A 14,628-nucleotide genomic window follows, 5' to 3' on the forward strand; every position below is an offset into this window, starting at 1 on the left:
AGTTAATTGGCTGACTCAACAATTTTTGCTACTCTTGTCCTGCTTATTCAGTTAGAGGAGGATGAAGGTAATGCTTCGTAAATTAAGTTACACTTTATTGCTTATCGCAATTGCTTTTGTATTCTGGCCATCATGTGTGGAAAAGGCGGCTTATGCCGCGGTTTCGTTGGAGGAATTGCCAACCCCTCCCGAGCCGATCCCCGGCTCCGTGGCGAGCCCGGTTGGAGGAAACCATATTCTGGTGACCGGGGGGCAGAACGGCTCGAATGCAATGTCGAAGAATTCGTATATCTTTGACACGGTCTCTCAAACTTGGTCGTCTAGTGCGCCATTACCCCTCGCTTATCACAATCAATCCACGCTGTCTAACGGAAGCGTGTTGGTTACCGGAGGGAATGTCTTCACTAATGGAGTCGGGTATATCTATAACGACCAAGCCCGGATTTATAATCCATCTACAAACACGTGGTCGAATGCGGCAAACGTCCCTCATACCGTGATTGGCCATACACAGAGCACACTTACGGATGGCCGTGTACTGATCGCAGGCGGAGCTGACTCCATTTATTCCCCCAGCTCCGATTCCTTGCTTTACAGTAATGCGTATATTTATGATCCCTCCGAAAACCGTTGGGAAGAGGCGGCCCCTTTGCCCAGAGGTCTATATGGAGCAGCCCAAAGCACTTTAAAGGACGGTCGTGTGCTGGTGACCGGCGGCCTGAGCGGGTTTGTCTATTCGTTCTTTTCCTATATCTATGATCCAGCGGCTAATACCTGGACGACGGTTGCGACTATGCCTTATAGCGGCGGTGACCTTTTTTACAATCATGCGCAAGTGACGCTTGAGAACGGGAAAGTATTGGTGATGGGAAATTACAATTTTTACATTTATGATCCCGCGACAAATACCTGGACAAAGGACATTGAGAACCCGGGGAACATGGTCGATGCAAGCTTAGTAAAGATTGGTTCTGCCGTATATGTTATAGGCGGTTACAACTATACGGACTATTCCATTAATACAAAGTTCTATAAGCTTTCCTTCGACTTTAATGCGCCTACGCCACCGACGATTGCGGGAGCCGGAAGCGGATGGACCGCATCGGATGTCGATATCACGATTAGCCCGGGAACGGATGCTGAAACAGGGGTTAATCGGACAGAGTACAGTTTATCCGGTGCTACACTCCTTGGTTGGACAACATACGACGAGGCGTCCCCCATTCGTATCTCAAATTCGGGGCAGACAACCGTTACTGCTCGTACGATAGATCATGCCGGCAACATAAGCACGGCGGCTTTAGCGGTCGTAAAGATTGACCGAACGCCGCCTGCCACGCCGACCATTAATCTGTCAGCAAGCGGATGGAGTTCAAAATCAGTATCAGTTTGGTTTTCGTCTTCGTTGGATTCGGGCGGTTCAGGTGTACAGCGAATAGAATACAGTCTGTCTGGCGCTGTAACCGCAGCCTGGAAAACATATACCGCGGGTTTTGAAATACTCGGGCAAGGACAAACGACAGTCCATGTGCGGGCAATTGATAACGTGGGCAATGCCAGTGCCGAGGGGACAGCCGTTATTATGATCGATAAGACAGCGCCTGGAGCGCCAAGCATTACACCCGCATCCGGTACCTGGAGCAATACGGACATTACTGTAGCCATCGTATCCGGTACAGATACAGGCGGCTCCGGTGTCAGCCGGACGGAATATAAGTTGACCGGTGCTGCGACATCGAATTGGACCACGTATGCCAGTCCAATATTAATAGGGGCTGGCGGACAGACGACCGTTGAAGCCAGAACAATTGATAATGCCGGCAATATCAGTACGAGCAAGTCGATTACCTTGAAGCTGGACAAGACGCAGCCTACGGCGCCGACCGTTACTCCTGGCACGACGAATTGGACCAATGCCGCATCCGTGAGGGTTACCGTTACGCCCGGAACGGATGGCGGTTCAGGTGTCGCCAGGACGGAATATAGCTTAAGCGGCGCTGCTACGCTCGATTGGACGACCTATACGGGACAGGTGACAGTCAATGCCGAAGGGCAAACCACGCTCAGCGCCAGAACGGTAGACAATGCCGGCAACGTTGGACCTGTCACGACAAGTGTCGTAAAGATTGACAGGACAGCGCCTGCGGTGCCAGCTATAACTCCGTCAACTACAGCATGGACGGCAGCTGATGCCTCGTTTACTTTGACTGCCGGAACTGATACCGGCGGTTCGGGAGCAGCCCGCACCGAGTTTAGTCTAAGCGGAGCAGTCACATCGGGCTGGACTACCTATACTGGCGCTGTGACGATCACTGCAGAAGGACAAACAACCATTCACGCCAGAACGATTGATCAGGCAGGCAATATAAGCACCGAAAGCACTTCGGTCATATCGATCGATCAAACAAAACCTGCCGTTCCCGTTATTACACCTGTTGGATCAGATTGGAATGCGTCGAATGTAACGGTAACTGTCGCAGCCGGGACAGACGTTGGCGGCTCCGGTGTGAACAAGACGGAGTACAAACTGTCAGGTGCAATAATGAGAGATTGGACGGCTTATACCGGTGCGGTTTCTATTAGTGCGGAAGGTCAAACGACAGTAGAAGCTAGAACGATAGATAACGCAGGCAACACAAGTACAGCAGCTCCCGTTATTGTGAAGCTGGATAAGACAAAACCTGCTGTGCCGGTGGTGACTCCGGATCTAACAGCCTGGACAAATGCTGCATCCGTAAAAGTTACAATCACACCGGGAACAGACAGTGGTTCAGGCATCAGCCTAACGGAATATAGCTTAAGCGGCGCATCAACTCTTGCCTGGACAACCTATACGGGCCAGATATCTATTACTTCGGAGGGTCAGACTACAATTAATGCCAGAAGTATAGACAACGCGGGAAATGTTGGCCCTGTATCGACAGGAGTCGTTAAGATCGACAGGAGTTCTCCGTCTGCTCCAGCCATCAGTCCTGCAGGAGGAGACTGGTCGGGATCTTCGATTTCAGTAACGATGACCGCCGGAGCAGACAACGCATCATCGGCAGACCGCGTTGAATATAAGCTGACCGGAGTGACAACGCTTGGCTGGACAACTTATACGGAACCTATCAACCTGAGAGCAGAAGGGAAAACAACGGTAACCGCCAGAACGGTTGACAAGGCAGGAAATATTAGCACGGAGTCAGAAGAAGTTCAGTCGATCGATCTCACAGCACCAGGAGCAGCGTTACTAACTTCTGAAGAATCAGGTTGGACTTCTTCAGCTGGCGTGACGGTGACGGCGTTGGCCGGTACGGACAGCGGAGGATCAGGAGTTAAGCGCATAGAATACCGTCTGTCTGGAGCAATCACCACGGATTGGAAGCCTTATACGGGGCCGATTATCGTAACGGAGGAAGGTCAGACGGAAGTATCCGCGCGAACAATAGACAATGCCGGCCATATTGGAGCTTCAACCAAGGTAACGGTTCAGCTTGACCGAACCTCTCCGACGAGTCCTGAGGTTGCTGCTTCGGCTGCGGACTGGACGAAGGAAAACGTTGGTATTACGATCACGCCGGGAACCGATTCTTTATCTGGTGCAAGTCTTACAGAATATAGCTTAACTGGCGCAGCCAATGCGGATTGGACAACCTACTCCGGGGAAATTACGGTGACAGCCGAAGGCCAGACGACGGTTCACGCAAGGACCGTGGATCAGGCAGGAAATAGAAGTGAAATGACCGATTTGAAGGTGTATATAGATAAAACGGTACCGGTATCGCCGGAAATACGAATCGGCAAAACAGGCTGGAATTCGGCAGATAAGGTTGACTTCTCTATCACGCCGGCTGCAGAACAAGGCGGCTCTGGAGTTAGCCGAATAGAGTATCGCTTATCAGGTGCAGTAACGAAAGATTGGACCGAATATTCCAATACTGCGGATATTGAAGCTGAAGGCTTAACAACTATCAGCGCAAGAACCATTGATGCGGCCGGTAATGTTGGTGCTCAGCAGGAAGCGACCGTTAAGATCGACAGATCATCGCCTGCAGCCCCAACCGTTGTGCCCGAGACTACGGAATGGACATCGGCAGATTCCGTGAAGGTGACGGTAACAGCTGGCACGGACCTCGGTGAATCCGGAATTGAGCGGACAGAATACCGAATTACGGGAGCGGGTGCCAAGGAATGGGCGACCTATGAAGGGGAGCTGACGATCACCGCTGAGGGCGAGAGCATTATCAGCACAAGATCCATTGATAAAGCGGGCAACATTGGTTCTGTTGCGGAAGCTGTCGTTCGTATCGATAGAACTCCTCCTCCTGCACCGGTTGTGTTGGAGCCTGCAGACGGCGAGCTTTTTGCAGATAATACGCCGGCGATTTCAGGTACAGCAGAAGCAAATTCTATTGTTACGGTAATGATCGACGGCAGCACGCTTCCTGTCGTTACTGCAGATAGGGATGGAAAATGGAAGGCTCAGCTTGTTCATGCATTGGCTGACGGTGTTCATCATGCGCTGATATCGGTTAAAGATCCCGTAGGCAATACCGCGGCGGAATCGGCTGAACTGACGTTTACCATTGATGCAATTGCTCCGGAAGCTCCAGTCATCGAAGCTCCGGTTCATGGGGCAATGACGAGTAATAACAAGCCTGTCTTTAAGGGACAGGCAGAGGCAAACTCGAAGGTCACCTTATATATTGGAGATACGCCAGTTAAGACGGTAACGGCCAGTGGCGGTGGAATATGGACGTTTACGATGACCGAACCGCTTGAAGATGGGGTTTATTTACTGAAGGCAGCGGCTAAGGATGCTGCAGGGAATGTCAGTGAGATATCAAATTCCGTCTCGTGGACGATAGACACGAAGGAGCCAGTAGCACCGGTTGTCCTTGCTCCGGTAGAGGGAACGATTACAAAAGGAAACAAGGTAACGATCTCGGGAACTGCGGAAGCTGGCGCCACTGTACGCGTTTTTATGGATGATCATCAGGTAGTTGAAGGGAAAGCAAGCAATTCAGGCGCATGGTCGTTTACGCTGACAGAAGAATTGCCGGACGGCAAGCACACGATTCGCGCGTCAGCAGAGGACGAGGCTGGAAACATCGGACTACATTCCGAGGAAATCTATTTTACGATTGATACGGCAGCTCCAGATCTAGCCATCATCTCCGATCCAACCGAAGGGGCATTACTGAACACGGCAAAGCCTGTTATTACTGGACAGGCCGAGGCAGGTGCCTGGATCAATTTGACGATGGACGGATCGGCCATTGACCCGTTGAAGTCGGATGAAGAAGGCAGCTGGTCATTCAGCCCTGCGAGTAGTTTAATGGATGGCGCGCATCAGCTTAAAGTCAAAGTCGCAGATGAGGCAGGCAACGTGAGAGAGGACGCTGTACAGTTGAATTTTGTTGTTGATACGGCAGCCCCAGCGGTGCCATTCGTAACGAAGCCAGATGAAGATTCCAGAACCAACCAAACAAAGCCTGAAATTTCGGGAACGGCGGAGAAGCTGTCCAAGATTACCATCCGGATTGACGGTGAGGTGGCTGGCGTGGCTGAGGCGGATGATCTTGGAAACTGGCGGTTTGTGCCAAAGACGGATCTTATAATTGGCGGACATAGTATTCAGGTGATTGCTGCGGACGCTGCGGGCAACGAAAGTGAATCATCCTCTAATTATCACTTTGAGATTGTTTCAAGTAACGCAAATTTGAGTGAACTCAAGCTAAGCGATATTAGGATGAACGAGCCCTTCCTGAACAAAACGCTGAATTACACAGCGGGGGTTACGTACTCGGTATCGACAACAAAAATGACGGCAGTCCCTGACGATACCCGTGCAAAGGTTGATATTTTAAACGAAAAAGGCGAGCCGCTGGAGGAGTTAATCGATTTGTCCGTCGGAACCCAAATCATTACGATTCGTGTTACTGCTCAAGACGGGACAACAATCCAGACTTATACCGTGACAATTACGAGATATAATCCGGTTAGTCCACCTCAAGTTGAACCGGAAGAGCCGGAGGAACCAGAGGAAGCAAGCCCGGTTGAGCTGGTCGCTTGTAAGCCGGCAGAAAAAAGCACCTCTGCTTTTGCCGATATGACGGGACATTGGGCGGAGGAGACAGTCAGGGACGCATACGGCTGCGGGGTGGTCCATGGATTTAATGATGGTACGTTCCGGCCGGAGGGACATGTCTCACGGGCAGAATTTGTCACGATGCTTATGAATGCGGTGATAGACAAGGCAGCTCCTGCCGGATCAGAATCGGAATTCTCCGATGATGGCAATATTCCAGTGTGGGCGGCTCAAGCCATAGCCAGAGCGAAGGATTTCGGAATTGTAAATGGTTACGCAGACGGTTCATTCCGGCCAAACGAGCAAGTAAGGAGAGCCGAACTGGTAACGATGCTGGCCAAAGCGGCGGGAATTAAGCCTCTAGAGCCGGAGAAGGTAAAAGAGTTATTCTCCGATGCTTCGGACATTCCTGCGTGGGCAGCCGGTTATGTAGCGGCCTTACAGCAGGCAGGTATCTTGCAAGGTAGAGGAGACGGCAAGTTCGAACCTTCAGGCCAAGCAACACGTGCGGAAGCAGCGGTACTGCTGCTTCGGATAATCGATTTCAGTCATCATTAATAATCTTGTTTGATAGAAAAACCATTGCCAAGATTGGCAATGGTTTTTCTTAGCTGTTTTTCAGCGTAATTTATTTGTCTGGCACATATCTACGCAAACAAAAGGCGTCTGTTCATTGAACAGGCGCCTTTTGTTATGGGTTTAGATAAAGTCCAAATATTGCAGCATGCGCAGCAGCATTGTTGCCATCTCTGCGCGGGTGGCCGTATCCTGCGGCCGGAAATTACCTTTCTCATCACCTTTAATGATCCCAAGTGATGCAACCTCGGAAGAAGATCTAATCCTCCTACTAATTTGGTATGGAGATTATAGTTTTTCCGGGACTGAAATACGATTAACGAAAGTTAATTTTTCAGCAAAAAATGTCGAAGTTTCGGTATAATAGAGGTAATATGTCCTATTAGAAGGAGTTCGTATGTTATTCTCTGAACCTATCCTATTGAAAACAAAAATACGGCTTCCTGTCGTGAAGGAAAATCTGGTTGTCCGGGAGAGGCTTCTGGAGTCCCTGGAGCACGGTTTGAAGGGTCGCATGATCACGGTTTGCGCTCCCGCGGGCTCCGGCAAATCAACGCTTATTGCGCAATGGGCACAACTGGCTTGTATACATACCGCATGGGTATCCCTGGATGAAAGAGACAATGATGCCGCGCGATTCTGGCGCTATGTGGTGAATGCTTACATGGTAGCGGGGACGCCTGCATTAACAGAATCGCTCTCGGTTATTTCGGCAATGGTTGCCGGCAATACAATAAATGCTGTAATGGATACGCTACTCAATGAGCTTGCGGCTGTTCAAGAGCCAATTGCTCTTGTGCTCGATGATTATCATCAAGTTGAGATTGCCGATATCCATAACAGTTTATCTTACTTTATTGAATACTTGCCGCCACAACATCGGATCATTATTGCAAGCCGGGGAGAGATCTCTTTTGGTGCAGCCAAATGGCTTGCAAGAGGCGAGCGGACAGATATCGGAATGCAGCAGCTTCACTTTACCCAAGAAGAGACGCAAGAGTTTTGCAGATCAGCGGGAATTGATCTGGAGCAAAGGCATGCCCATAAGCTGTTTGAACGAACAGAAGGCTGGGTTGCGGGGCTTCAGCTGGCTTCTATTTCGCTCCAAGACCAGCAGAATATTGACAGGATCATCTTTGGTTTTGACGGAAGCAATGATAAGGTATCCTCTTATTTATTTCAGGAGGTGCTCGATAAGCTGCCCGCTGATCTGACGGACTTCCTGCTGCAGAGCAGTGTCTTCGAACGGATGGATGCGGAGGTTTGTAACCAGGCATTCAACCGCACAGACAGCCGGGCTCTACTGGAGCGTCTGCGCGCTCTCAACTTATTCGTCATCCCGCTGGATGATCATAATGGTTGGTTCCGTTATCATTCTCTGTTTGCCGATTTCTTAAGGAACCGCCTCAGATCCCAAAGCCGGTTGTTATGGCTGGATTATCATCATGCGGCAAGTCTGGCCTTTGCTGCCAGGGGTATGCTGGATAAAGCCATCGATCATGCGATAGCAAGTGAAAGATACGGCGAAGCAGCGGAAAGATTGGAATCCTATATCCCGGATGCGCTGAAACAAGGAGAGCTCGCTTCGCTGCTCGAACGCATACAGGCAATTTCGGAACATATCCCTATGACAGCAAGTGTAATGCTTTATCAGGCTTTTGTATTTTTCTTAACGGGTCAAATGTTTTTTGCCGCGGAGACCGTTGAAAAGCTTGAAAGGAAATATGAACAACCAGAGTACGCAGCAGAGCTGGAGCCGCTGCAGGGTGGTATGTTGTTCCTCCAATCGAATCTGCTCTTCTACACCGGACGTTATGAGCAATGGGATACGTTTGTCGGGTACCGGCTTCAAGGAGTATTGCCGGAGGATCCGATCTTCTATAATTTCAATTACAATGTGATCGAGCCTCTTGTAAGACGGACCGCTTTTGGATTAAAGGGAGTTTTGTCTGCCGATACCGAAAGAATCGGGCAACGGTTCGTATCCGTGCTGGAGCAGCATGGGTGGGGACAGTCACTTATCAACTTATATGTCGTGCAAGCCTTGTCCGAAGGTTACTATGAATGGAACAGGCAGAGTGACAGCCTGCAATTGGTTCGCAAAATCGAGCAATCCGACCGGGCAAGGCAAACAGCCGGCTTGTTTGTGCCTAACCGGATTACGCTTGCCCGTATTCATGCTGCCGCAGGTCAATTTCAGAAAGCGCACGAGGCAATAGATGAGGCCGTACAGATGGCGGAGCATCTAGGCGAATACCATTGGATATATCCTTTGCGAGCAAGTCGTGCTCATCTCTATTTAAAAGAACACAATCTGGCTGAAGCTAAAGCCGAAATTTCACAGCTGCGTCTGTCTGACCGGATTCAGCCGGCATCTAACCGCTGGTCCGAATATACGGTATATGCAAGAATACTGACTGCTCAGGGGAAAACAACCGAAGCGCTGCGGCAGCTGGAGTTGATCAAATCAGCTATCGAGCAAGAGCATTGCTTTCTCGTGCTTACAGAGATCAGCGTTGTACAGTCGCTGGCAGAATATCAGCGCGGCAACCGCAGCGCGGCACTTCATTTGTTGCATGGAGCGCTGGTCATCGGCGAGGCAAATGGCTACATCCGCAGCTTTGTAGATGAGGGGCCATTGATGAAGAAGCTGCTGCACACGTATACGGAGCAGCGTCAGCGTGAAACTGGACAATTCCCTTTGCAAGGGGTATCGCCTGCTTATGTAGTCAAACTGCTGGAATGCTTCCCCGAGGAGGAGATCCCATCACAAGCAGCTGTGCCATCGTTAGTTGAGCCATTAACGGAGCAAGAAAGTTTTATTCTTCAACTACTGGAACAAGGTGCCCCGAATAAGCAAATCGCGGCTAGGCTTGCTTTGACGGAAGGTACGATTAAGGTGTATTTATCCAGGATTTACGCCAAGCTTGGCGTCTCATCCCGGACACAAGCTCTCGCTGCAGCTCGTCAGTTGAACAGGAGGGAGCAATAGAAGGATACGGAAATCTGGAGATCTCTCCAGATTTCTTTTTTTTACAAGGCCATTCCGCATGAGATGGAATGGCCTTTCATATTGACTATCCCGGGCTATGCTGGATAATAAATAGCATACTAAGAAGCGAGGGAATGGATATGAATACAGGCCCGACTACAGCGACAGGGACTTTTGGATTTCGTTTCACCACGCCGGATCAATTAGCCTTATGCAACCTGTTTGCCATCGGAAGGGATAAGATAACGGATCCGCAATACAGATGGGACGGATTGACCCGATCGGACGGACCTCTGTTGTTATTTCAATATACGCTTGATGGAGAAGGGATTTATGAGAAGGGCCAAGAGAAGTTTCGGATCCAGGCGGGCCAAGCCTTTCTGACGGAAATTCCTGGCGATCACCGTTATTATTTTCCTGCTGACGGGACGCACTGGTCTTTCATCTTTCTGTTATTTCGTCCGGCACTTATACTTCCGAATTGGGAGGAAGTAAAGAAGCAGCTGGGTGAGACTCCCTATTTGCCGGCAGGAAGCCGGCCAATTCGCCTGCTGCAGAGCATGTGGGAAGAAGCCCAGGCAGGAAGAATCAAGGAGCCGTATACCGCATCCTCCTATGTGTATCAATTTGTCTCCGAGCTGTGCCGGTTCGCATTGGCTCCTCAGGATGATACAAGCGAATGGCCGCCTAAGGTGAAAGAGGCAATATCATATATCGAAGCCCACTTTGAGCATATGATTAGTCTCGATCAACTGGCCGATCAGCTTGAGATGTCCAAGTATCATCTGCTCCGTGTATTCTCGAAGACGGTGGGCATGTCGCCCAACGATTATTTGAATCAGATCCGGATTAAGGAGGCGATACGCCTGCTGAAGGAAACTGACTGGAGTATTGAACGGATTGCGGAGCAGGTCGGTTATTCCGGCGGCAGTTATTTTATCAAGTGGTTCCGCAAAATTACGGGGGAGACGCCGGGAAACTTTCGTCTGGGAGAAGGGCAGCTTATCTATAACCGTGTATATTTTGATTAATGAACGAGAGCAATATTTTACTATGCTTGAAACTAGATTACTGTAGATACCTGATTCTGAATGGAATTATGATAGGGATGTAGCAGCAATTCATTCCTATAATTTCTTGAAATGCAGGAGGGTCTCTATGAAGCATCATGAATTTGCCCCAACACCACCGCTTGGTTGGAACAGCTGGGATTGTTACGGTGCAACCGTAAGAGAAGATGAAGTGCGCGGAAACGCGGAATATATGGCTGAGCATCTGAAGGCATTTGGCTGGGAATATGTTGTCGTTGATATACAATGGTACGAGCCGGGAGCCGTATCGGATCTATACCGTCCGTTCGTCAGATTGGAGATGGATAACTATTCGCGGTTAATTCCTGCCGTGAACCGTTTCCCGTCTGCTGCAGACGGGAAAGGCTTCAAGCCGCTTGCTGATTATGTACATAGCCTTGGATTAAAATTCGGGATTCACATTATGCGTGGCATACCGCGCCAGGCTGTTCATGATAACACCCTAATTAAAGGAACCTCGGTTACTGCCCGCGACATTGCGCATACCTGCTCCTTCTGCGGCTGGAACACAGATATGTATGGGGTAGATGCCTCCAAGAAAGGCGCGCAAGAGTATTATAACTCGCTCTTCGAAATGTACGCCGAGTGGGGTGTCGATTACATAAAAGTGGATGACATCGCAGATTCCTGGCTGCATGGCGGGGCGCATCTCGGCGAGATCGAGCTGATCCGCAAAGCGATTGACCATGTTGGACGGCCGATCGTTCTCAGCTTGTCTCCAGGGCCTGCACCAGTCAAGCATGCCGACTTCCTGGAAGAAAACGCTAATCTATGGCGGATGACGGATGATTTCTGGGACCGCTGGCCGCTCTTGCTTGATATGTTCGACCGTTGCAAAACATGGGAAGGCCGCCCGAAGCCAGGCAATTGGCCGGATTGTGATATGCTTCCGCTTGGCCGGATCGGCGTCCGCTGTTCGCATCCGGACAGAATGACGAACTTTACACGCGACGAGCAGCTGACGATGATGACCTTGTGGTCGATCTTCCGTTCTCCGCTTATGATGGGCGGCGAGATGCGTGATAATGACGAGTGGACGTTATCCTTGTTAACGAACTGGGATGTCCTTCATATGCACCGAACCAGCTTTGGCGCACGGCAAGTATCGCGTATCGGTGATCGAGTGGTTTGGATGGCGGAAGGAAACAACGGAGAGCGTTACGTTGCCTTGTTTAATACCGGTGAAGAGGCTGCTGAGGTATCCGTATCCTTCAGCGATCTGGGTATGGACGGTGAAGCGAGTGTGAAGAATTTGTGGAGCGGGGATACGATAAGTTCAATTTCCACTACTCTATCCACCGTTATTCCGCCTCATGGTGCCGCTCTGTATAGATTGAATACGGTATAACCTGTAATGGCGAACTCCCAGAGGAGTTCGCCATTTGTTTGCGGACACTTATTTCATCAGAGCGGAATTAAGCTCGGTAATGCCCATGTTTACTATCGAATCTACATGCTCTCCATTACTCGCCCGCACCAGCGTTTCGACGATGCTTTGCCCCCATGCCGCTTCGTTCTGAGAAATGACGGCAGCTAGCTGGCCATTTAATAACGCGTCATGGTTCGTTGCTGTAATCCCCATTGATACAGCCAGCCGGTTTAATCCCTTGGCTTTCCAGATGAGCGTGGATGCGGAGGCCGAAATATAATCGAGTCCCACCATCGCATCAAAGTGGGGATGGGCATCAATCATACTTTCAATATCGCTCATCGCTTGCTCCTCGCTGCCTTTATTATGATGAACCTCGAGAACATCAATGGATGATTCCTGGTTCAAATAATCCAGGAAGCCTTCCAACCGCTGCTTCATGCCGAGCATTTCCTCCATGCCGTTTTCTACAATAATCATTCCTTTGTTTCCGAGAAGCCGACTCACCGTTATTGCGCTTTGTCTGCCTGTCAGGAAGTTGTCTGCTCCGATATAGGCAGTCCGCTTGCTGCCCGGGGCATCCGATTCAAAGGTGACAACCGGGATTCCTGCAGTTTCCGCCTTATTGATGACGGGAGCCAGAGCAGCGGAATCCACGGGGGAGATGGCAATCCCGTCAATACCTTGCTTGATCATGGATTCCATGATTCGGATTTGCTGTTCCGTATTTGCCTCATCCGGCGCATTAACGATTAACGCTACATTATGGCTGGCTGCTGCTTCGTTCGCATCCAGTGTGACGAGTTCATAAGTAGGGTAAGTCATCGGATAAATAATACCAAAGGTTTTATCCTTGGTGAAGCTGCCTTTAGGCGAAGGGGGATTAAGCGTTGCAGATTGATCCGTCCCGTTATTGGAACAGGAACATAATAAAATGGTGATCATCATGTACATGCCAATCATTCGGATCATGCCGTCTCATCCTTTGTACCTTGATTCCGGTATTCCTTGGGTGTCATGCCCGTCATCTTCTTGAACAGGTTCGAGAAGTAATGGGGGTCGTTATAGCCGACCTCAAAGGCAATCTCGAATGATTTGCTGCGAGTTGTCTTAAGAAGCTCCATTGCCTTGCCAATCCGTATCTGCGTTAAATACTCGGTAAGCGTCTGTCCCGTCTCCTGACTGAACACCTTGCTTAGATGGCTGGGGCTGATCCTCACATGATTCGCAATGATTTTGAGTGATAACTGCTCATTATTATAATGGCTTACAATATACTCCTTCACTTGTTTGATGACGTCACCGTATTTATCCGATGATTCCGCCCGCCACTGCCACAGCTCATTCAGCAGACTGCTTAAATAATGGCAGCAATCCTCCCAGGTAGAAATCTTTTTGATCTCTTGCTGAAGCCGGGCGATACTGCAGCCGGGATCCGCGCCGGTACGGAAGGACTGCTTCGCAGCGCGGAGCGCCTCCAGGGTTAGATCATTTAACAGGTAAAAGCTGTACGAGGACATAAACGGCAGGGACTTCAGCGAGCCTGCAAATTCGCGGACGAAGGAATCCCGCTGCGATGGAACGCCAATCTTCACAAACTCGAAAAATATACTGCGGTCGAGCACAACGTCCATAGGCTCGTGGATATCGTGCAGGGATGCTTGATTGAGCTGGGTCAGCCGGCTGATATATTTATCTTCTTCCGCTTCCAGGTAGGAGAAGTGGATGCCTTGAATCCTCTCCTGTATACTGCCGATACCCGTGTAAATTTCACAGCCGAACTGACGTTCCAGCTCTGTACGGATCCGGGGATTAAAGGATTGAAGCAGTTGGGCCATCTCTTCTGCGGAATGGCTCTTGAAGATACAGACGAGCTCCGACCTGCTGCGATAATAAGATAAGCATTCGATCGGCTGTTCAAGCTGTCTGTCGATTTCATTCCTGATCCCGTTCAGGAGCGTCAGGTCCGAAGATTCAGCTAGTCTGATATCCAGAATGGCAGCCGCATAGAAACGGGAGGTGAGGGGAATGGACAGCTCTTTGGCCGATTCGATCGCTTCCGAGGTGCCGATTAATCCGCCGCATAGGTCGGACAGCAGCCGCTCTTTCGTAATGGACTGGCTTTTTTGCCGTTTCTGTTCCTCATCAATCTTTTTGCTGACCTTTTGAAGGATCGCAATTAATTCGGATGCACTTATCGGCTTCAGGCAGTAATCCTCGACACCAAGCCGTATCGCATTCTGGGCATACCGGAACTCATCATGCCCGCTCATGATAATAACCTTCATGTCGGGCATCTGTTTGCGGACAATGGCGGTTAATTCGAGGCCGTCCATAAAGGGCATTTTAATATCCGTAATCAAGATATCAGGCTTATGCTCCTCAATTAGAGGCAATGCGATTTCTCCGTCTGGCGCGTCTCCACAGTAGATAAAGCCTTCCTTCGTCCAATCCACGCAGCTCCGGATATTTTCGCGGATTAATATTTCATCGTCAACGATCATCACTTTTTTCATCGTTATGACCA

Annotated in this window: 6 protein-coding genes and 1 pseudogene; 4 read left to right on the plus strand and 3 right to left on the minus strand. The window is 49.9% G+C overall.

Annotation, left to right across the window (positions count from 1 at the left end):
* Nucleotides 1–70 precede the first annotated feature (70 nt).
* Nucleotides 71–6,631: an OmpL47-type beta-barrel domain-containing protein gene (locus BM200_RS03475; RefSeq protein ID WP_175532720.1), complete on the plus strand. Its 6,561-nt coding sequence runs from the start codon at nt 71–73 to the stop codon at nt 6,629–6,631.
* A 168-nt stretch (nt 6,632–6,799) separates the two neighbouring features.
* Here the strand turns inward: BM200_RS03475 and BM200_RS30295 are convergent.
* Nucleotides 6,800–6,895: pseudogene (locus BM200_RS30295) on the minus strand (S-layer homology domain-containing protein); the annotation flags it as partial.
* A 151-nt stretch (nt 6,896–7,046) separates the two neighbouring features.
* Here BM200_RS30295 and BM200_RS03485 point away from each other — a divergent pair.
* From BM200_RS03485 to BM200_RS03495, 3 genes are all read left to right on the plus strand, one after another.
* Entirely contained in the window at nt 7,047–9,641 is a 2,595-nt protein-coding gene (locus BM200_RS03485) for a winged helix-turn-helix domain-containing protein (protein WP_091181378.1), read from the plus strand.
* Between the two features lie 134 nt (nt 9,642–9,775).
* Nucleotides 9,776–10,672 carry an AraC family transcriptional regulator gene (locus tag BM200_RS03490; RefSeq protein WP_245772880.1) on the plus strand — a complete coding sequence of 299 codons (897 nt, stop codon included), beginning with the start codon at nt 9,776–9,778 and terminating at the stop codon, nt 10,670–10,672.
* Nucleotides 10,673–10,799: 127 nt separating this feature from the next.
* Nucleotides 10,800–12,080 (plus strand): glycoside hydrolase family 27 protein, encoded by a 1,281-nt coding sequence (locus BM200_RS03495; protein ID WP_091181380.1) that lies wholly within the window; start codon nt 10,800–10,802, stop codon nt 12,078–12,080.
* Nucleotides 12,081–12,128: 48 nt separating this feature from the next.
* On the opposite strand, the gene BM200_RS03500 is transcribed toward BM200_RS03495, so the two are convergent.
* Complete coding sequence (locus BM200_RS03500; protein ID WP_091181382.1) at nt 12,129–13,073, minus strand: sugar ABC transporter substrate-binding protein; 945 nt, start codon at nt 13,071–13,073, stop codon at nt 12,129–12,131.
* A complete protein-coding gene (locus BM200_RS03505; RefSeq protein ID WP_175532721.1) occupies nt 13,070–14,617 on the minus strand; it encodes a response regulator in 1,548 nt (515 codons plus the stop codon). The genes BM200_RS03500 and BM200_RS03505 overlap by 4 nt, the downstream gene beginning before the upstream one ends.
* Between the last annotated feature and the right edge of the window lie 11 nt (nt 14,618–14,628).

It is taken from the genome of Paenibacillus catalpae (genome assembly GCF_900112695.1).
GTDB lineage: Bacteria > Bacillota > Bacilli > Paenibacillales > Paenibacillaceae > Pristimantibacillus > Pristimantibacillus catalpae.